General features: G+C 74.9%; 17 protein-coding genes and 1 pseudogene. 12 read left to right on the top strand and 6 right to left on the bottom strand.

Annotation, left to right across the window (positions count from 1 at the left end):
• Positions 1-32: 32 nt before the first annotated feature.
• The 9 genes and pseudogenes from WHI96_RS01365 (at position 33) to WHI96_RS01405 (ending at position 11390) form a co-directional block, all read left to right on the top strand.
• Positions 33-1244, top strand: coding sequence for a sensor histidine kinase (locus tag WHI96_RS01365; protein WP_345648041.1), 1212 nt, complete (start codon positions 33-35; stop codon positions 1242-1244).
• A gap of 123 nt (positions 1245-1367) precedes the next feature.
• On the top strand, positions 1368-2255 hold the full coding sequence (locus WHI96_RS01370) for a S49 family peptidase (RefSeq protein WP_345648044.1): 888 nt from the start codon (positions 1368-1370) through the stop codon (positions 2253-2255).
• 171 nt (positions 2256-2426) lie between these two features.
• Entirely contained in the window at positions 2427-3275 is an 849-nt protein-coding gene (locus WHI96_RS01375) for a LytR/AlgR family response regulator transcription factor (RefSeq protein WP_425571646.1), read from the top strand.
• Positions 3272-5692 carry a hypothetical protein gene (locus tag WHI96_RS01380; RefSeq protein WP_345648049.1) on the top strand — a complete coding sequence of 807 codons (2421 nt, stop codon included), beginning with the start codon at positions 3272-3274 and terminating at the stop codon, positions 5690-5692. The genes WHI96_RS01375 and WHI96_RS01380 overlap by 4 nt, the downstream gene beginning before the upstream one ends.
• Positions 5689-7446 (top strand): sodium/solute symporter, encoded by a 1758-nt coding sequence (locus tag WHI96_RS01385; RefSeq protein ID WP_345648052.1) that lies wholly within the window; start codon positions 5689-5691, stop codon positions 7444-7446. Before WHI96_RS01380 ends, WHI96_RS01385 begins: the two co-directional genes overlap by 4 nt.
• A 215-nt stretch (positions 7447-7661) precedes the next feature.
• A complete protein-coding gene (locus WHI96_RS01390; RefSeq protein WP_345648055.1) occupies positions 7662-8003 on the top strand; it encodes a DUF485 domain-containing protein in 342 nt (113 codons plus the stop codon).
• Positions 8000-9592: pseudogene (locus tag WHI96_RS01395) on the top strand (monocarboxylic acid transporter); the annotation flags it as partial. The gene WHI96_RS01390 and the pseudogene WHI96_RS01395, both read left to right, overlap by 4 nt.
• Before the next feature lie 436 nt (positions 9593-10028).
• Positions 10029-10358, top strand: coding sequence for a rhodanese-like domain-containing protein (locus WHI96_RS01400; protein ID WP_345648058.1), 330 nt, complete (start codon positions 10029-10031; stop codon positions 10356-10358).
• A 123-nt stretch (positions 10359-10481) separates the two neighbouring features.
• Positions 10482-11390, top strand: coding sequence for a DUF4328 domain-containing protein (locus WHI96_RS01405; RefSeq protein ID WP_345648061.1), 909 nt, complete (start codon positions 10482-10484; stop codon positions 11388-11390).
• Between the two features lie 618 nt (positions 11391-12008).
• Here the strand turns inward: WHI96_RS01405 and WHI96_RS01410 are convergent.
• The 3 genes from WHI96_RS01410 to WHI96_RS01420 all read right to left on the bottom strand — a co-directional run bounded on the left by WHI96_RS01410 (position 12009) and on the right by WHI96_RS01420 (position 14703).
• Positions 12009-12440, bottom strand: coding sequence for a hypothetical protein (locus tag WHI96_RS01410; protein WP_178376579.1), 432 nt, complete (start codon positions 12438-12440; stop codon positions 12009-12011).
• A gap of 138 nt (positions 12441-12578) precedes the next feature.
• On the bottom strand, positions 12579-13268 hold the full coding sequence (locus WHI96_RS01415; protein ID WP_345648066.1) for a hypothetical protein: 690 nt from the start codon (positions 13266-13268) through the stop codon (positions 12579-12581).
• A 196-nt stretch (positions 13269-13464) separates the two neighbouring features.
• Entirely contained in the window at positions 13465-14703 is a 1239-nt protein-coding gene (locus tag WHI96_RS01420; protein ID WP_345648069.1) for a cytochrome P450, read from the bottom strand.
• Positions 14704-14724: 21 nt separating this feature from the next.
• Here WHI96_RS01420 and WHI96_RS01425 point away from each other — a divergent pair, with 21 nt between their 5' ends.
• The gene (locus WHI96_RS01425; RefSeq protein ID WP_345648072.1) at positions 14725-15654 is read left to right on the top strand and encodes a DUF5926 family protein; all 930 of its coding nucleotides are present in this window, start codon (positions 14725-14727) and stop codon (positions 15652-15654) included.
• A 65-nt stretch (positions 15655-15719) separates the two neighbouring features.
• On the opposite strand, the gene WHI96_RS01430 is transcribed toward WHI96_RS01425, so the two are convergent.
• Together WHI96_RS01430 and WHI96_RS01435 are read right to left on the bottom strand one after the other, a co-directional pair.
• A complete protein-coding gene (locus WHI96_RS01430) occupies positions 15720-16256 on the bottom strand; it encodes a ferritin (RefSeq protein ID WP_345648075.1) in 537 nt (178 codons plus the stop codon).
• 107 nt (positions 16257-16363) lie between these two features.
• Entirely contained in the window at positions 16364-17197 is an 834-nt protein-coding gene (locus WHI96_RS01435; protein WP_345648079.1) for a CPBP family intramembrane glutamic endopeptidase, read from the bottom strand.
• A 393-nt stretch (positions 17198-17590) separates the two neighbouring features.
• On the opposite strand from WHI96_RS01435, the gene WHI96_RS01440 reads away from it, so the two are divergent.
• Entirely contained in the window at positions 17591-18133 is a 543-nt protein-coding gene (locus WHI96_RS01440) for a hypothetical protein (protein WP_345648560.1), read from the top strand.
• A complete protein-coding gene (locus WHI96_RS01445) occupies positions 18130-18453 on the top strand; it encodes a DUF3817 domain-containing protein (protein ID WP_020625020.1) in 324 nt (107 codons plus the stop codon). Before WHI96_RS01440 ends, WHI96_RS01445 begins: the two co-directional genes overlap by 4 nt.
• Positions 18454-18459: 6 nt before the next feature.
• On the opposite strand, the gene WHI96_RS01450 is transcribed toward WHI96_RS01445, so the two are convergent.
• The gene (locus WHI96_RS01450) at positions 18460-19230 is read right to left on the bottom strand and encodes a DUF2470 domain-containing protein (protein WP_345648085.1); all 771 of its coding nucleotides are present in this window, start codon (positions 19228-19230) and stop codon (positions 18460-18462) included.
• Between the last annotated feature and the right edge of the window lie 75 nt (positions 19231-19305).

Consider the following 19305-nt stretch of genomic DNA (forward strand, 5'->3'; position numbering starts at 1 on the left):
TGGCGGGCGCGGGAACGGGGGTGCTCGCAGTCGTGGACGGATCCACCACGCTCACCCCCTCCATGGCGCTGCTGCTCGTGGTGGCGGTCATCGTCGGTGTGGTCGCGGTGTTCTTCTTCCTGTGGCAGCGCAACCGGCGCAACACGATGGTCTCGCCGCTGGCCAAGGCCACGTTCTCCGCGCTGCACACGGTCGCGCTGGCCGCGCCGGTGCTGCGCGAGGGGCTGTCGTCGCGCTCGGCGTCGCAGGCGCTGCCGTACCTGCGCCAGCTGCTGGAGACCTCGGCGATGGCGATGACCGACTCCCGCGGCACGGTCCTGGGCTGGGACGGCACCGCCGACCAGCACCAGCAGGACGTGCAGACGCTCGCCGACACGGTCGTCCGGACCGGCCGGATGGAGCTGATGAGCCACACCTCCATCAAGTGCAACCAGCCCGGGTGCGAGGTGCGGGGGATCGTCGTCGTCCCGCTGGAGAGCGACGGCAACATCATCGGCACGCTCGCCGCGCTCACCCCGTCGACGGCGGGTCCCCCGGTGCTGCGGGCCACCGGCGAGGTCGCGCGCTACGTGTCCAGCCAGCTGGAGCTCGCCGAGCTCGACGACTCGCGCGCCCGGCTCAACCGGGCCGAGGTCCGAGCCCTGCGCGCCCAGATCTCGCCGCACTTCGTCTACAACGCGCTCACCACGATCGCCTCGTTCATCCGCACCGACCCGGCGCGGGCCCGCGAGCTGCTCATCGAGTTCGCCGACTTCACCCGGTACTCGTTCCGCTCGGCCGGTGAGTACACGACGCTGCTCGACGAGCTGAACAACATCGAGCGCTACGTCCGGCTGGAGAAGGCCCGCTTCGGGAACCGGCTCAACATCAAACTGCAGATCGACCAGGAGGTGCAGAACGTCGTCCTGCCCTTCCTCGCGCTGCAGCCGCTGGTGGAGAACGCCGTCCGGCACGGGTTGTCCGGCAAGCCCAACGGCGGCACCGTCACCATCCGCGCGGAGAACGCCGGGTCGGAGTGCGTGATCGTCGTCGAGGACGACGGCGTCGGCATGGACCCGGCCCGGCTCAACGAGGACCTCGACGACGCCCACCTCTCCGGGGCGCACGTCGGCCTCGGCAACGTCGACGACCGCATGCGTTCGGCCTTCGGCGACAACTTCGGCCTCGTCGTCGACACCAACATCGGTGCCGGTATGAAGATCACGCTGCGGGTGCCGAAGTTCCGGGCGGGCATCCGGGCCTGACCGGCGGGCATCCGTGGGACCCTCCGGCGGTCCGATGGGCCGTACGGGTGACCTGGATGGTCGCGAGCTGTGCCGATCCGGTCACACCACGTCACCCTGTGCTCGCGCGTACGGTGGGACGGCATGGACGTCCTGCGTATTCCCGCGGCGGTGACCTCACGTCTGCCCGGCAGGCTGGGAGAGTCGGTCGGCCCTCCGGTGGTGTCGGTCGTGCGGATGCAGGGCGTCATCAGCGCCCAGGCCGCGCCGGTACCGCGCCAGGTGCTGAACATCTCTTCGACGGAGAAGGTCCTGGAGCGGGCCTTCGCGCCCGAGCGGCTCGCCGCCGTCGCACTCGTGATCAACTCCCCGGGCGGCTCGCCGACCCAGTCCCAGCTGATCGGGGACCGCATCCGCTCACTGGCGGCGGAGAAGGACGTGCCGGTGCTCGCGTTCTGCGAGGACGTCGCCGCGTCCGGTGGCTACTGGCTGGCCTGCGCCGCCGACGAGATCTACGCCTGCTCCACCTCGATCGTCGGCTCGATCGGCGTGATCAGCGCCGGGTTCGGGCTCGACGGCCTGATCGAGCGGTGGGGTGTCTCCCGGCGGCTGCACACCGCGGGCGGGTCGAAGTCGCGGCTCGACCCGTTCCTGCCCGAGCGGTCCGAGGACGTCGCCTGGCTCACCGGCCTGCAGGAACAGCTGCACGAGCGGTTCACCGGATGGGTGCGGGAGCGGCGTGGAGACCGGCTCGCGACCGACACCGAGCTGTTCGACGGCGAGGTGTGGCTGGGCGAGCGGGCCCGCGCGCTGGGCCTGGTGGACGGCATCGGCAGTGCCCACGACGTCCTGACCGAACGCTTCCCCGACGCCGAGCAGCGCCCGGTGGAGCAGCGCAGGCCGCTGCTCGCCCGCCTCGGCGCGGGCGGGTCCGCGGCCCAGGCCGGCCTCTCCGGCGGTATCGCCGGGGCCGGGCACGAGCTGCTCTCCGCCCTCGAGACGCGGGCGGCGTGGGCCCGTTACGGGCTGTGACACCCGTGACCGTGCGTACCACGGCCGAGCTGCACCCCGTGTCCGGACGGTCACCGATCCGGTTCGTGCCCTGGCATCACGCGCGTCGGCACGTCACCATGGTCGCGGCGCCGGGCGATCATCGAGCGGATGGGCTTCCCGGCGCAGGCCCGGAAGCAGGATGAGGAGATCGTGGACAGCAACGACACCACTCGCGGACTGGTCGTTCTCGCGGTGGACGACGAGCAGCCCGCGCTCGAGGAGATGGCCTTCCTGCTCGACGAGGACCCGCGCGTCGCGACGGTCCTCAAGGCCGGCGAGTCCACCGAGGCCCTGCGCATCCTGAACGGCCGCCGGGCCGGGGCGGCCGCGGCACCCGGCGCGGGGACCGGTACGGACGTCGCCGAGCAGACCGACATCGACGCCGTGTTCCTCGACATCCGCATGCCCGGTCTCGACGGCCTGGAGCTGGCCCGGGTGCTGCAGAACATGGCCGTGCAGCCGGCGATCGTGTTCGTCACCGCGCACGACGACCGCGCGGTCGACGCCTACGACGTCGGTGCCATCGACTACCTCCTCAAGCCGCTGCGCACCGAGCGCCTCTCCGCCGCGCTCGACCGGATCCTGTCGACCCGTCGCAGCGAGCCGGTCGAGACCGTGCGGGAGGAGACCGGCGGCGACGACGAGGTCATCCCGGTCGAGCTCGCCGGCACGACGAAGCTGGTGCCGCGGTCCGCCGTGCGCTACGTCGAGGCCCAGGGCGACTACGCCCGGCTGCACACCACCGAGGGCAGCCACCTCGTCCGGATCCCGCTGTCGGTGCTCGAGGACCGCTGGCGCGACGCCGGCTTCGTGCGCATCCACCGCTCCTTCCTGGTGGCGCTGCCGCTGGTCACCGAGCTTCGGCTGGCCGGGTCCGGCTACGTCGTGCGCATCGGGTCCGGCCCGGAGACCGCGGAGCTGCCGGTCAGCCGTCGGCACACCCGTGAACTGAAGGACCGCCTCGTCCGCGCGACCAAGCAGGCGTGGAGCCAGAGGTGAGCAGGTCCACCGGCGGCGTCTCGCCGTCGGTGCGTCCGCAGTCCGACCGGGCCGCGGACGATCTCGACGGGTCCGACCGGCCCGGCACCGAGCCCGACGCGGCGGCCGCCGGGTCCCGCGCGGACCACGGCTCCGCCGTGCCCGAGGAGCGTCCGGACCCCGCACGGTCGCGCCCGTACCCCGACGGCGCCGTCGCCGGTCTCGACGCCTGGAACCCGGCACTCGAGCACCGCAACCGCCGGGTCGCTCTCGCGCCGGAGCCGTCCGGGAACGTCATCCCGGCCCAGCCGCGTGGCTCGTTCGCATCCGGTCCGCACCCGCGGCCGGCCGGCGGGTACGGCGCGCCCGGGCCCGGGGGAGCGTCCGCCGGTCCGTCCGCCGCGCTGCCGCACGGCCCGGAGCCGGAGTCCGGTGCACCCGACGACCGTGGACGGCCCGCGCCGGCCCGGCCGGACGCCGGTGGCACCCCGTCCGACCGTCCGGCTGCGGGGGGAGCCCCCTCCGGCCGGTCCGGCTCGGCCCGGCCTGTCGCCGGTGCGTCCGGCCCCGAGCGGTCCGGGTCCGGCCGCGCCGGGGGCGGCTCCGTGCCGAGCCCCGGCCCCCGGCCGACGCCCCGCACGGAACCGACCGCCGCCCCGGGACCCGAGGGGGCCGTTCCGCGCGCCGGTGCTGCTCCGGCCGCGTCCGCGCCCACCGTCGGCCCGCCTCCCGGCGGCCCGTCATCCGACAGCGCCGCGCCCGGTGACACCGCCCCCGCCCCCGCCCCGCCCCCCGGCGACCGCGTCCACGGCCACCCGGGTCCCGGCAGCCGGGGAGCGGGCAGCCGGGGGTCCGGCGACCCGGGCTCCGACGACGGGACCGTCGGCGACCGGGACGCGACCGCAGCGACCGTGGGCCGCGCCGCCCGCCGGGCCCGTCGCGCGGTCGAGGAACCCGTCGACGACAGCGGCGCCGGCTGGCTCCAGGCCGAGATCGCCCGTCGCGTCGCGGACCGGGCAGGGGGGCCCGGCCGGCACGCCCGCGTCGACCCGGCCGGGACGCGACCGCGGGACGGCGGGCGGCCCGACCGGGACGACGCTCCGGCGACCGATCCCGACCACACCGACCTGCCCCGCGACCCGGACGCCCGCGACTCCGACGACCCCGACGCACGGGAACCCGACGCGCGCGAGACCTACGCCCGGCCGGTCCGCCCCACCCGCGCCCGCCCGGCCCGCCCCCGCGCGAACCTCGTGCCGGACCCCTACGCCCCGGAGGGCGTGCGCCCCGGTACCGGCTGGCCGTCGGCCCCGGGCGCGACCCCGGCACCGGGCGTCGCCGACAGCGGGAAGCAGTGGCCCCCGTCGGGCGGCGGCTCCGGCCTGCCCCAGCGCGTCCCGGGTGCGACGTCGTGGTCGAACACCTGGTCCCCCGACCGCAGCGCGCTCCTGGCGGGCACCGCCGACACGGCGGGCACCGCGGACGCGACCGGCACCGCGGACGCGACCGGCACCGCCCGCGGCACGGACACGGCGGGCACCCACGGCACGGGCACCCACGGCACGGACGGCACCGGGGTCCGGGCGCGTACCGGGACCGGGGACACGACCGCGACCGGGGACAGGACCGGGGCCGAGGACACGACCGTCGTCGCACCGGCCGACCGGCCGCGTCCCGAGGAGCCTCCCGAGACCCGACCGGTCCCCACCCGCTGGTCCGCGGCGGGACGGCGCGGCCCCGTCGCACCGATGCCGTACCGCCCCGCGGACTCCGACGACCGCTTCGGCGTCGACGACAGCGCCGCCGCCGACCGCGCCGACGACGAGCCGGACGACGACCTCCCCGACGAGGACGAGCTGGACGAGGAGCTCGACGAGCTGCGCGGCGGCCCCCTCGAACGCACCGAGGTCATCTGGCGCGCCCCCGAGGTCGACGTCGCCCCGGCCCCCGAGCCGTCGGTCGAGCCCGCCCCCGAGCCGTTCGCCGCCGCGCCCTACACCGGGGCCCGTCCGCGCCCGTTCTCCGCGGAGCCGACCGACCCGCCCGCGCCCGTCGAGGAGCTCGAGGGCGAGGGCCCCGGTGCCGGACGCGTCCGCGTCGTGCTCTCCGAACGCCGCTCGACCACGCAGTCCTCCCGTGGGCTGTCCGACGTGCAGGACCCCGGCGCCGTCGGCACCCTGCTGCGCAACTCCCTGGTCCGCACCCAGCTTCTGCTCGCGCTCCGGGTCAGCGTCGTCGCGCTGATCGGGCTGGGCGTGCTGCCCGCGCTGTTCATCGCGGTCCCGGTGATCGGCCAGGTGGAGGTGCTCGGCATCCGGCTGCCCTGGCTGCTGCTCGGCGTGCTCGTCTACCCGTTCCTGCTCGGCCTGGGCTGGTGGTACGTGAGCTCCGCGGAGGCGGCGGAGCAGGACTTCGCCGACGACGTGGCCGATCGATGAGCCTGACCGCGATCCTGTCACTGGTCGCGATCGTCCTGGTGGCGGTCGCGACCGCCGTCATCGGTTCCGTCGCCCACCGGACCCGGCTGACCTCGGACTTCCTCGTCGCGTCCCGGTCGGTGCCGTCACGGCTCAACGCCGGCGCGATCTCCGGCGAGTACCTGTCCGCGGCGTCGTTCCTCGGCATCGCGGGGCTGATCCTCCTCGAGGGCGTCGACGCGCTCTGGTACGCCGCCGGCTACACCGCCGGCTACCTGTTCCTGCTGCTGTTCGTCGCCGCACCGCTGCGCCGGTCGGGCGCCTACACCGTCCCCGACTTCGCCGACGCCCGGCTCGCCTCGCCGATGCTGCGCAAGGTGTGCGCGGCCGTCGTCATCGTCATCTGCTGGCTCTACCTGCTGCCGCAGCTGCAGGGCGCCGGGCTGACCGTCGGCATCGTCACCGGTCTGCCCGACTGGGTCGGCTCCGGCGCGGCCGGGGTGATCGTGGTCGCCACCGTCGCCCTCGGCGGGATGCGGTCGGTGACGTTCGTGCAGGCGTTCCAGTACTGGTTCAAGCTGACCGCGCTCGCCGTGCCCGCGGTGATCGGCCTGGCCGTGTGGATCGGCGACGGCCACACCTTCGCCCGTGACGAGCCGCCGGAGTTCCGCGAGCCCACGACCGTCTCGGTCACCACGCCGGTGACGCTGGAGGCGCGGCTGGCCGTCGACGTCGTCGCCCGCGGTACCGTCGACGGGCAGGCCGTCGACGGCCCGCTGCGCTGGGTCGCCGGGTCCACCCACGAGGTCACCGCCGGGACCGAGCTGCGCTTCGCGGCGGGCGGCCCGGTGCCGGTCACCCGCGGCGCCCCCACCGACGACGAGAGCTGGCTGCGCCCGTTCACCGGCTCCGAGCAGCACCAGCTGCTCGCGACCTACTCGCTGATCCTCGCCACGTTCCTCGGGACCATGGGCCTGCCGCACGTGCTCGGCCGCTTCTACACCAACTCCGACGGCCGGGCGGCCCGTCGCAGCGCCGTGCTCGTCCTGGGGATGCTGGGCGGCTTCTACGTCCTGGTGACCCTGCTCGGCGTGCTGTCGCGGGTCTACACCCCGCAGCTGCTGGTCACCGGCCGCACCGACGCCGCGGTGCTGCTTCTCCCGACCGCGATCCTGGGCAGCGGCCTGCTGGGCGCGCTGGTGGGCGGCCTCGTCGCCGCGGGGGCGTGGGCCGCGTTCCTGTCGACGGCGTCGGGCCTGCTGGTCAGCCTGGCCAGCGTCGTGTCCACCGACGTGCTGCCCCGCCACGGCCGGATGACCCGGCGCTTCCCGCTGGCGTCGGTGCTCGCCGGGGTGCCGCCGACGGTCGTCGCGCTCGTGCCGACCGGCCTGAACTTCGCCGAGGCCGTCGCGCTCGTGTTCGCCGTCGCCGCGTCCACGTTCTGCCCGCTGCTGGTGCTGGGCATCTGGTGGCGCGGGCTGACCGACGTCGGCGCGATCGCCGGTGTCGTCGTCGGCGGGGTGGTGTCGGCCGGCGCGGTCGTCGCCGCGCTGGCCGGCGCCGACGTCTCCGGGCTCGGCCCGTCGGCCGGCTGGACCGGGGTCCTGCTGTACCGGCCGGCGATCGTCAGCGTGCCGCTGGCGTTCGCGACGATGGCGCTGGTCTCCCGGTTCACCCGGTCGCGCCGCCCCGCCGACGCCGGCCAGGTACTCCTGCGCCTGCACGCACCCGAACGGCTGGGTCTCATGCGGGACCGATTGGACGACAGGGCCTGACGGGTCCCCGCGAACCGGTCTACACAGCGTCACCGCTCGGACGGGTCGGTTGGTCCGGACCGGGGGTCTTCGTCGTGACGGCGCGCAACGACGTTCCCCGATGCGATACCCCGTCGTTGTTCCGGGTGAAACGTGTCCCCCGGGGGCGCGCCGCGGTCCCCCCGGCCACGACGCGGCCCGGCTCCCCGCAGCACGACCCGAAAGGAACCGGCGCCATGAGCAGCCCCGCAGAGCGCTCGGCCGGGACGATCTACCAGCAGGTCCAGGCGAGTCCCGAGTTCCGGGCGTACCGCAGCCGTCTCCGGCGCTACGTGTTCCCGATGACCGCGATCTTCCTCGCCTGGTACCTCGCGTACGTCGGTCTCGCCTGCTACGCCCCCGAGTTCATGTCCATCCGGGTCGTCGGGACGATCACGGTCGGGCTGCTCGTCGGCCTCGGCCAGTTCGTCTCCACCTTCCTGATCACGACCCTGTACGTCCGGTTCGCCGAGCGTGAGATCGACGGCCCGACCGCCGAGCTGCGCGCCCGGGTCGAGCAGGCGGAGGTGCGCGCATGACCACGTCGGTACTGGCCCAGGCCGAGTCGGTCGGCTCGGTCACCGCGAACCTCGGCTTCTTCCTGCTGTTCGTGATCGTGACCCTGATGATCGTGCTGCGGGTCAGCCGCACGAACGCCACGCGTGCCGACTACTACACCGGTGGCCACGCGTTCACCGGCCCGCAGAACGGCACCGCGATCGCCGGTGACTTCCTGTCCGCGGCCTCGTTCCTCGGCATCGCCGGGGCCATCGCGCTCTACGGCTACGACGGCTTCCTGTACTCCATCGGCTTCCTCGTCGGCTGGCTGATGGCGCTCATGCTCGTCGCGGAGCTGCTGCGCAACACCGGTCGCTTCACGATGGGCGACGTCCTGGCGTTCCGGATGCGCCAGCGCCCGGTCCGCGCGGCCGCCGCGACCTCGACGCTGGTCGTCTCGCTCTTCTACCTGATCGCGCAGATGGCCGGGGCCGGCGGGCTGATCTCGCTGCTGCTGCAGATCCCGAAGACCGACAAGCTGTCACAGGCGCTGGTGATCGTCGTCGTCGGCGGCCTGATGGTCGTCTACGTGCTGTTCGGCGGCATGAAGGGCACCACCTGGGTGCAGATCATCAAGGCCGGTCTGCTGCTCACCGGGGCCGCCGTGCTGACCACCTGGGTGCTCGGCCGCTACGGGTTCGACCTGTCCGCGGTGCTGGAGCAGGCCACCCGGAACTCCGAGCGCGGCGAGGCCATCCTCAACCCGGGCCTGCAGTACACGAACAAGATCGACTTCATCTCGCTGGGCCTCGCGCTGGTGCTCGGCACGGCGGGTCTGCCGCACATCCTGATGCGCTTCTACACCGTGCCCTCGGCCAAGGAGGCCCGGCGCTCGGTCGTCTGGGCGATCTGGCTGATCGGCATCTTCTACCTGTTCACGCTGGTGCTCGGCTACGGCGCGACGGCGCTGCTGCCACCGGGGACGATCACCCGCGCCAACCAGAACGACGCCGCGCCGCTGCTGGCCTACGCCCTCGGCGGCGAGATCATGCTCGGCCTCATCTCGGCGGTGGCGTTCGCGACGATCCTCGCGGTCGTCGCCGGTCTGACGATCACCGCGTCGGCCTCGTTCGCCCACGACGTCTACGCCAACGTGCTCCGCCGCGGCACCGCCACGCCGGACGCGGAGGTGAAGGTCGCCCGGATGACCGCGCTGGTCATCGGCCTGGTCGCGATCGGCGGCGGGATCGTCGCCAACGGCCAGAACGTCGCCTTCCTGGTGGCGCTGGCGTTCGCCGTCGCCGCGTCGGCGAACCTGCCGACGATCCTCTTCTCGCTGTTCTGGAAGCGGTTCAACACCACCGGCGCGCTGTGCAGCATCTACGGCGGCGTGATCGTCTGCGTGGGCCTCATCGTGATCTCCCCGGCCGTGTCCGGGTCCCCGACCTCGATGGTGCCGAACGCGGACTTCGCGTTCTTCCCGCTGGCCAACCCCGGCCTGGTGTCGATCCCGGTGTCGTTCGCGCTGGGCGTCATCGGCACCTTCCTCGGCGGCCGCGAGCGGTTCAACGCCGCCCGCTACGCCGAGATGGAGGTCCGTTCGCTCACCGGTGCCGGTGCGGTGCGCGCGACCACCGCGCCGAAGGAGGCGCCGAAGCCGACCGCCGTGCCCGCCGAGGACCTCATCGGGATCCCCCGGCGCGAGGCCGACGGTTCCGGCCGGCACCGCTCGCAGCCGCGTCCGCAGCCCCGGCCGAACCCGGGGCAGCAGCGGCCGCAGACCAGCCGCCAGGCCGGCGAGCTGTTCGGCAACACCGGGCTGACCGGCACCCAGCCCGCGGTCGGGGCCGACGGGCGTCCGGACCGGTTCGGGACCGGGCGCCGGCCCGGGCAGCAGGGCACCGGCGGGTACCGCCCCGCGCAGGCCACCGGCGGGTACCGGGCCGTCCAGCCGCCGCTGGACCCGAACGAGGTGACGATCCCGCACGGGTCGCTCTATCGCGACGACGGCCGCTGACCCGCGCCGCTCACGGCGGGTTGACGGGGCGGCGTGGCAGGATGGCGCCATGTCCGACCCGGTTCCCGCCGTGAGCGTGTCCGATCTCCCCGCCGACGCCCCGATGCTGGACGTCCGCGAGCTCGACGAGTGGACCGCAGGGCACGCCCCGCACGCCCGTCACCTGCCGATGTCCGAGCTGGCCGGCCGGATGGGCGAGGTCCCCACCGACGACCCGCTCTACGTCGTCTGCCGCTCCGGCGGCCGGTCGGCCCGGGTCGTCGCCTACCTGGCCCAGCAGGGCTTTCCGGCGGTCAACGTCGAGGGCGGCATGCAGGACTGGGCCGCCCGGGGCCGCACGGTCGTGACCGACGACGGCAGCGCCCCCCGGATCGCCTGACCCGTGTCCGTGCCGGCGTCCCGACGGCCGGGCCCGCCGTGCCCGCGCTGCGGCCGGACGGCGCCCCCCGGCGGGGGTGCGTTCTGCCCGTGGTGCGGCCGGTACCTGGCCGCCCTGGACTGGGTGGCGACGACGCCCGGTGGGCCGGCCGCAGAGCCCACGGCCCGGCGGGACCGCTACACCGGCCCGCCCCGCTACCGCGCCGTCCCGCGCTGGGGTCTCCCGGTGGGGCCCTGGCGGATCGTGCCGGTCCCCGGTGAGGGCCCGCTCCGGCCGGTCGACCGGGCCCGCGCGCTGGCCGCGCAGCTCGTGCCCGTGCTGTGGGTGGTTGTCGTCGTCTCGGGGGTCGCCGCCGTCGCCGAGGTCTGGCGGTACGTGCTGCTGCTGTTCAGCCGGTCCGACGCGTTGTCCCCGGAGGCCGTCGGCGTCTCCGACGCGCTGGTGTGGTTCGGCGGCTGGTCCTCGGTGGTGGCGACGATCGCCGCCGGGGTGTTGACGCTCTCGTGGAGCCTGTGGACCTACCGGGCCGCCGCGGACCGCGCGGGGACGCGCGCCTGGCGGAGCCGCCGGTGGGTCGTCGCGGGCTGGGTGGTGCCCGGTTGGAACCTGGTCGCGCCCGGTTCGCTGCTGGCCGAGACCGAGCACGCCGCGCTGGACCTGCCGCCGGAACGGCGGCCGTCGCCGTCGCGGGAGCTGCTGATCTGGTGGGCGCTGTGGATGGCGTGCGTGGTCCTCGGCGCGGTCGTCCTGGTCTGGCGGTTCCGCACCGGCACGCAGGCGCTGGCGGACGGGGTCGTCCTGCACGCCTGGGCCGACGTGCTCGCCGCGGTCACGGCGTGGCGCACGATCCGGGTCGTCCGCCTGCTCACCGCTCTGCTGGCGACGCGGGCTCAGGGTCCCCGGCAGGTGCTGGTGTCGGCGACGGCGGGTACGGCCGGCGCGGAGCCGGCGGTCCCGGTGGGAGCGGCGGCCCCGCAGGCAGCGCCGACGGCGGCACCGGTCCCGACCACGGCAGCGGACCCGGCGGGTTGAACCCGGGCGGGCCGGACGCCCGGGCGGTGTCCGGCCGCACCGCCGGCAGGGATGGCGGTGCCGGTGCCGGTGCCGGTGCCGGGTGAGCCGGCGGCGGCGCGGGGGTGCCGGGCGTGGCCGCCCAGCCCGCCGATCCGGGGCGGACCGCCGTCGACGGGCCCGCGGTCAGCGCGGCGTCGGAGACCTCCTCCAGCAGCTTGCGGACCCGCCGCACGGCCCGGTCGGGGCCGCGCACGACCACCGACAGGGCCAGCCGCCCGCCGTGCGGGTCGGCGACGGTGCGCAGCACGTGCCGGTCCGGGCCCGCCTCCAGGACGAGCCCGAGCCGCCCGCCCGCGTTCGGGGCGAGGGCCAGCGCGATCCGGACGAGCTCGGCGTGCGCCGCGCCGCGGACCTCGTCGCGGTGGTCGTGGGCCGCGGGGACGCCCCGGCCCGTCCGCCCGACGGCGGTGTCGGGCCCGCAGACGTCGAGGACCATCCCGCTGTCCACGTCGAGCAGGGCCGCCGAGCGGATCCGCGGGTCGAAGAACAGCGGCCCCAGTACGGCGGCCAGCCCGTCGGTGCGTACGGCGACGGCGTGCCGGTGACGTCCCATCTGTCGTGTGGGTCGCGGGGGCCTCAGCGCTGCTGGGCGGGGAAGAACGCCTGGCCCTGCTGCTGCGGCGCGCCGGCCTGCGGCGAGGTCATCGCGAACTGCTGCTCGATGACGCGCAGGTCCCGGCGGGCCATCGCCAGGTTGGCCTGGGCGCGGTTGAGCACGAGGTAGAAGAACAGCTGCTCGTCGGTGCCGCGGATGATCCGGATCAGGTGGTACTGGGTGTCGAGTGTGATCAGGATGTCCTCGATGTTCTCGCGCAGCCCCAGCTTCTGCATGACCTCGAGCTTGGTCCGGACGACCTCGGAGTTCCCGGGCGCGGCGACGTCGAGGTCGAACTCGGGGCTGCCCCCGCGGGATCCCAGGGTCATGCCGCTGTCGAAGTCGACGATCGCGACCGCGAACGCGCCCTTGATGTTGGCGGCCATGTCCAGGGAACGATCGATGTTGTTCATCTCAAGAGCCTTCCGCGCGGCAGTCGCCGCGACGATCTCGGGGAGCCCGCGCCGTGATCCCGTTCCGCATTCCGCGGAAAATGATCTCGGTTCTTTCCGGCGCCGGGGCGGACAACGATAACGCGCAATTCCGGAGCGTCAACACCCGGTCGTGGACGACGGATCCAGACGGCGCAACGCGGCGAGGATCCGGGCCATGGTGCCCAGGTCGTCGGCCCACCGGCCGCCCTCGGGGGCGGCGCCGACGTGCGCGGCGTCACCGTCGACTGCGGCGGGGAGTTCCGCCGTGTCGGGCGGCTCAGCGGGGCCGTGCGCGCGCCGGGGGAGCGGGACGGCCGGTGCCGGGGTGCGCTCGGCGTCCGGCACCGGCGACGGCCTCGGCACCGCGATCGTCGCCGGCGGGGTGTCCGCGGGTGCGGGTGGCGACACCGGGGGCGTGGCCGGGCGGGCCCGCATCACCGGACGTGCCGGGGCCGCGGCCGGGTCGGTGAATCGCGCCGTGACCTGTGGATCCGTCCGTACCGGGGCCGTTCCGGGAAGGCGCAGCGCCCGCCGGAGGAGCGCAACCGGGCTGCCGGACCGGTCGAGGTGCGCGTAGGCGAGCAGTGGGGCCGCGCCGTCGCGGGGCAGGGCCCGCAGGAGGTGGTGGTCGCCCTCCCGGGTGGTGATCACCGCGTCCTCGAACAGCGGTCCCGGCCCCTCGGCGACGACCTGCGCGGCGCCCCATTCGAGCACCTCGGCGAGGCCGGGCACGGCACGCCCGCCGGCGTCCGCGACGAGCTCGCCCGTGGCGGGGTCGGCGACGCAGGCGTACCCCGTCCCCGGCACGCCGAGAACGGTCCGCAGCAGTTCCGACCACGATTCCATCATCGTCGATTCCACCACGTCGCCCGATGGTCGTCGACGTCGGTTCCGGTCGTTCCCGACGCCCCTTTTCCGTCGATGATTGCGCGGCGCCATCGACAATTCGCCGACGGCTCCTGGGACTGGACCGTTCGGCTCTCGGATCATTGCGGCATTCGGTTCATCGGACGGTGTGGGCGGCCAGTCGCAGCTCGGCCCAGCCGCGCAGGACGAACCGTGGGCGCCGGACCGGCGCGCCGTCGACGACGGCGTCGGGCAGGCGCTCCAGCAGCGCGCGCAGCACCTCGGCGATCTCCAGCCGGGCCAGCGGGGCGCCCAGGCAGTAGTGCACCCCGGCCCCGAAGCCCAGGTGGGGGTTGGGGGAGCGGCCGACGTCGAGGCGGTCGGCGTCGTCGCCGAAGGCGGACGGGTCGCGCCCGGCCGCGCCGAGCAGCGTCGCGATCCGGGTGCCCGCGGGGACCGGGTGGCCGGCCACCGTGGTGTCGACGACGGCGGTCCGCTCGAACAGCTGCAGCGGGGCGTCGAAGCGGATCAGCTCCTCCACGGCCGTTCCGACCAGCCCGGGGTCGTCGAGCAGCCGCTGCCACTGGTCTGGGTGCCGGAGCAGGGCGTGCACGCCGTTCCCGACGACGTTGACCGTCGCCTCGTGCCCGGCCATCAGGAGCAGCACCGCGGTGCCGACGAGCTCGTCCTCGTCGAGCCGCACCGACGGGGAGCCGGCGTCCCGGACGGCGAGCAGGTCGGTGACCAGGTCCGGCCCCGCGCCGGTGGCCGTGGCGGGGGCGGCGCGGCCGGACCGGCGCTCGTCGACCAGCTCCCGCAGCAGCGCCGTGAAGTCGGCCGACGCCCGCTCGGCCGCGCGACGGCCGTCGTCGCCGGGGTCGGGCTCGTACATCCGCACGATCGCGTCGGACCAGTCCCGCAGCGGCGCCCGGCGATCCTCCGGCACGCCGAGCAGGTCGGCGATCACGGCGACCGGCAGCGGTGCGGCGACGAGCTCCACCAGGTCGGCGGGGGCGCCGTCGCGGACGCGGGCCACCAGGTCGTCGACCAGGACCCCGGCCCGCGCCCGCACCAGCGGGGCCAGCCGCTCGGTGTGGCCGCGGGCGAACGCCGAGGCCACCAGGCGTCGCAGCCGGGTGTGCGGCTCGCCCTCGCGTTCCAGCAGCGAGTTGCGGTGCAGCAGGTTGAACGCGGCGAGCTCGGCCGCGGGCTCGGCGTCGGACCAGATCCGGCCCAGCCCGCGGTCGCGCAGCACGGCCGAGCAGGCCGCATGGGTCACCGCGACCGGGACGCCCAGACCGGTGTGGTCGTGGACCGGCCCGGCGGCGCGCAGGGCCGCGTAGGCGGGGTAGGGGTCGGCGAGGAAACCGGGGTCGGCGGGATCGAAGGCATGCACGACCCGCTACCTTGCCCGGCGATGGGTAAGAAGACGCGCAACCGTGCCAGCACCGCCGACGCGGGGGACAACCCGCGCCGGCCGTGCCCCTGCGGCTCCGGCAAGCGGTACAAGGCCTGCCACGGCGCCGGTGACGACGTGATCGTCATCCGGCCGTTCGAGGGCCTCGCGGCGGAGCCCGACCTCGTCGCCATGCGGGAGTTCCTCCCGTCGGCGACGGCGGCCCTCCCGGTCCGCTCCGGCGGCTCGGTCACGCTGGCCTCGGTCCTGCCGGGCGCGTCCGCCGCGATCGTACGCGACAACGGCGAGGTCCTGCTCGGCATGCAGGTCCAGACCCGGTCCGGGGACCTCTCGGCCGACCTCGCCGGGGCGCTCGCGTGGGCGCGCTCGGCCGAGCCGGGATCGTCGCTGCCGGTCGTCGGGGCCGGGCGCCACACCGGTGAGCGGCTGCAGGACGTGCTGGAGCCCGGCACGCCGCTGGAGCCGACGGTGCACGCCGACTTCGCGTGGTGGCTGCCGTCGGAGAGCCCGGACCCCGAGGCCCAGGCGATGCTGGAGCGCGCCAACTCGGTGATCATGCCGACCGAGGCGGTGACCGCCGACGGCGTGCGCGGCGCGTACTGGGTCGACACCGGGTCCAAGGCGCACGTGCGCTGGGTGCGGACCGAGGACGAGACGACGCTGATGGCGGCGCTGGCGCGGCTGTCCGGCCAGGGCGGCCTGGAGCTGGGCGAGGGTTCCCGCTACGCCGGGTCGTTCCGGGCGCACGGGCTGCTCGTGCCGGTCTGGGACGTCGACCGGGAGATGCACTCCTCGGAGTGGGCGGTTCCCGCCGCGGAGTTCGCGAAGCGGCTCGACGAGGCGGTGGCCGGGCTGGAGGCCACGCCGCTGACCGAGTCCGAGCACCGGGCGCGCGACGTGCTCGCGGGCAAGCAGATCACCCTGCGCTAGACGGCCGCGGGTCCCCGCGCACCTGCTCGGCGCCCCGGGACCCGGGTCTGACCGACGAGGGGTTCCTAGAGGGCGCCGCCCGCGGCGGCCGGGGCGGTCGCGTCGGCGGCGTCGCCGCGCGCGAGCTCGCGGGCCACGAAGTCCTCGACGTGGAACAGGTCGTCGCCGGCGCGGCGGACGATGGTGAGCAGCGTCGTCATCGAGGCGACCTCCTCCACCTGCTCCTTCAGGAACCACTGCAGGAACTGCTCGCCGAGGTAGTCGTCCTCGTCGCGGGCGGTGCGGGCCAGTGTGGTGATCTGCTCGGTGACCTGCTTCTCCTGGGCCAGCGCGAGCTGCACGAGCTCCTCGACCGAGGCGAAGTCGTTCTGCACCTCGCCGACCGAGGGGATGGTCGCCGTGAGGTCGTTGTCCAGCTGGTACCGGACCATCATCATCGCATGGTTGCGCTCCTCGACGGCCTGCGCGTAGAAGTGCGCGGCCAGCTGCGGGAGGTCGGCGTCGTCCAGCCAGACGGCGATCGCGAGGTACTGCTGGGCGGCGGTGAACTCGCTCCGGACCTGGTCGCGGAGCAGGGCGTGGAACTTCGACTCGTCGGTCATGACATCCAGGTTAGCGACTGGCGGCTTTTCCTGGAACGGCTCCAGAAAGGGCGTCCGTCTCAGTTGGACAGGGTCACCTTTCCGCTGGTGAGGGCCCCTTTCCCGGGTCAGAACGGGAGCACGCCACCCAGCAGCGCGTACCCGACGAACGCCACGATGTCGATCAGCAGATGGGCGCCGACGAGCGGCCACAGCCGGTTCGTCCGCTGCCAGTAGCGCGCGAACACCAGGCCCATGACGAGGTTGCCGGCGAACGCGCCGATCCCCTGGTAGAGATGGTAGCACCCGCGCAGGACGGCGGCTGCGAACGCCGACCGGTTCTCCGACCAGCCGAGCCGGCGCAGCCGGGTGAGCAGGTAGCCGATCATGACGACCTCCTCCGCCCAGGAGTTCGCCGCCGCGGACAGCACCAGCACCGGGATCCGCCACCACTGGTCGGTCAGCGTGCTGGGCGCGACGTCCGGGGTGATCCCGGCGAGCCGTCCGGCCAGGTAGAGCCCCAGCCCGGGGAGGCCGATCAGCGCGGCCAGGCCCGCGGAGTGCGCCGCGTCGCGCCACGGCCGCCGCCCGTCGAGCCCGACCCGGTGCAGCGCGACGCCCGCCCGCAGCAGGAGGTACGCGGCCAGCGCGCCCCACCCGGCCAGCTGCAGCGCGCGGACCAGTTGGAACGCGAGGTCGATCCAGGCGTCGGTGGACGCGGGCGCGTTCAGGGTGACCTGCTGGTCGGCCAGCGGGGCGGGGTTCAGCAGGGCCTCGAGCAGCGACAGCGCGCTGCGCACCGCGGACAGGCCCAGCGTCACGGTCAGGACGACGGCGATCTCCAGGCCGATCAGCCGTCGCTCGCGGGGGTCGGTGGCGACGCCCGGGAAGGACGGGGGCGCCGGGCTCAGCCAGTCCCGCAGGGTCCCACGCGGTCGCGCCGGGGCCGGTCCGCTCGTCATGGGCCGATCATCGCACCGGGTGCCGGACGGTTCCGCGGGCCGAGCCGTGCGGTGCAGGCCGGGTCGCGGGGCACGTGATCCGCACCGCACGCGCTGATCCGCACCGCGCGCGCTGATCCGCGATTCGCGTGCGTCCGGACACGCGCGGACTACGGATCAGCGCGCGGACTGCGGATCAGCGCGCGAACGACGGACCACCGGGCGGGCGGGGACCACCGAGCGGGCTGCGGATCGCGGCGTGGGCGACGGATCGCCGCATGGGTCACGGGGCAGGCGGGGGAGCGGCGGGGCGACCACGAGACCGCCCGCGCGCCCGGCGCCCGGGCCGGCGTGACCGAGCGCCCGTCGGGGCCCGGCCGTGGCCAAGCCGGGGTGCGTACCCTGGTCCGCGTGATGCGGCTGCTGCTGTCCCCGAGGTGGATGGTCTGGCACGTCCTCACACTCGGCGCGATGGTCGCCTGCACCTGGCTGGCCATCTGGCAGTGGGGGCGTGCGGGATCGGCGATGGGCTCGGCCCTCAACGTGGGCTACGGCCTGCAGTGGCCGCTGTTCGCCGTCTTCTTCGGCGTCATGTGGTGGCGCTTCCTGAGCATGGAGATCGCCGAACTGCGGGCGGCGGGGGCGGCCGGCGGCTCCCCGGGGGTACCGGGCACCGATCCGGCCGCCGCGCAGGCACCGGCCACGCAGTCCGACACTCCCGCCACCGTGCCGGCGCGGACCGCCGGGACCTCCCCCGCGGTCACGACACAGGCCGCGACACAGGCCTCGACGCCGGACACGACGCCTGCGGTCCCGGCACCCCCGGCCGGGCCGTCGCCGTTCACGTCCCGCCCGGCGAACGCCGCCCCGCCCCGCAGCACCGACCCGCAGCTGCGGGCCTACAACGAGGAGCTGGCCCGCCTGGCGGCCCGGCACCGGGAGGAGTCCACCCCGTGACCGTCGCGACCGCTCTGAAGGCCTACCGGATCTCCGCCTGGGTCACCGGCGTCGGCCTGCTGCTGCTGACCTTCTACGCGATGCCGGCGAAGTACCTGTTCGGCGACCCGCGGCCGGTCGCGCTGATCGGGATGGTGCACGGCTTCCTGTACATGATCTACATCGTGTGCACGCTGATCCTGGCCGAGCGCTGCCGCTGGAAGCCGGTGTTCGCCGTGGTCATCCTGGCCGCGGGCACCATCCCGGTCGCGTCGTTCGTCGCCGAGCGCAAGGTGACCCGGAAGGTGCAGGCCGAGCACCTGGCACCCGCCGGTCCCTGACCCGGCTCAGCGGCCCCCCGCCGCCGGGCAGCCCACCAGCTCGGCGAACCGGCGCTGCAGCTCCTCGGGCGTGTCCGCGGGCGCGGAGAACGCCAGCCGCACGTCCTGGGTGCCGGTCGCGGTGGGCACCCGCACGCGGAGCCCGAAGCGGTCCACGCCGACCGGGCGGACCCGGCCGCCGGTGAACCCCAGCCCGTCGGGCAGATGGCGGCGCAGCGCGCACAGCATCTCCGGGTGCGCCCGGTCCAGATGCTCCAGCCACACCTGCTCGACCCGGCAGAACGGGTCGGGCTCGGCGGCCACGAGCTCGGTCGGCGAGACCGGCGCGCAGCCCTCGGCGTCGGAGTAGACCGCCGACGACGGGTGCAGCCGCAGCAGGGTGGCGCCGCGCCCGGCGTCGAGGAGGTTGGGGTGCGGGGCCTTCTCGGCGAGCCGCAGCGCCCGCTCCCGGCCGGTGGCCGGGTCGGGCTCCTCCAGCGTCCCGACCAGCCACAGCAGCTCCCGGACCGGCTCGTCGAGCGGCACCGGTGTGCTGCCGGTCAGCTCGAGCATCACCGGGAGCCCGCCGAGGGTGAGCCGGGCCCGCTCGCGGAGCACGTGGTCGTCGGGCAGCAGCAGGTCGGTCGTGCCGTCCGGCCAGGTGTGGTGCATCAGCGGCGCACACGGTTCCGGCTCGCCGGTGCCGACGAGTGCCGCGCGGCCACCACGGGTGACGAGGCTGCGGGCTCGCTCGGCGACGGCGGGCGTCGGGGGGCGGCGCACTCGGGTCGTTCCCACTCTCACCTCCGATTAGGTAATCCTTACCTAAGCAGTCGGAAGTATCGCCTGTCCAGTGGCTGCGCACACAGGGGG

The sequence above is a fragment of the Pseudonocardia tropica genome, assembly GCF_040105315.1.
Classification (GTDB): Bacteria; Actinomycetota; Actinomycetes; order Mycobacteriales; family Pseudonocardiaceae; genus Pseudonocardia; species Pseudonocardia alni.

Bases quoted from the DNA above. Each gene is read 5' to 3' on its own strand.
- WHI96_RS01370 (WP_345648044.1), top strand. From the start codon at position 1,368: ATGGACGTCCTGCGTATTCCCGCGGCGGTGACCTCACGTCTGCCCGGC.
- WHI96_RS01385 (WP_345648052.1), top strand. From the start codon at position 5,689: ATGAGCCTGACCGCGATCCTGTCACTGGTCGCGATCGTCCTGGTGGCG.
- WHI96_RS01390 (WP_345648055.1), top strand. From the start codon at position 7,662: ATGAGCAGCCCCGCAGAGCGCTCGGCCGGGACGATCTACCAGCAGGTC.
- WHI96_RS01400 (WP_345648058.1), top strand. From the start codon at position 10,029: ATGTCCGACCCGGTTCCCGCCGTGAGCGTGTCCGATCTCCCCGCCGAC.
- WHI96_RS01410 (WP_178376579.1), bottom strand. From the start codon at position 12,440: ATGAACAACATCGATCGTTCCCTGGACATGGCCGCCAACATCAAGGGC.
- WHI96_RS01425 (WP_345648072.1), top strand. From the start codon at position 14,725: ATGGGTAAGAAGACGCGCAACCGTGCCAGCACCGCCGACGCGGGGGAC.
- WHI96_RS01430 (WP_345648075.1), bottom strand. From the start codon at position 16,256: ATGACCGACGAGTCGAAGTTCCACGCCCTGCTCCGCGACCAGGTCCGG.
- WHI96_RS01435 (WP_345648079.1), bottom strand. From the start codon at position 17,197: ATGACGAGCGGACCGGCCCCGGCGCGACCGCGTGGGACCCTGCGGGAC.
- WHI96_RS01440 (WP_345648560.1), top strand. From the start codon at position 17,591: ATGCGGCTGCTGCTGTCCCCGAGGTGGATGGTCTGGCACGTCCTCACA.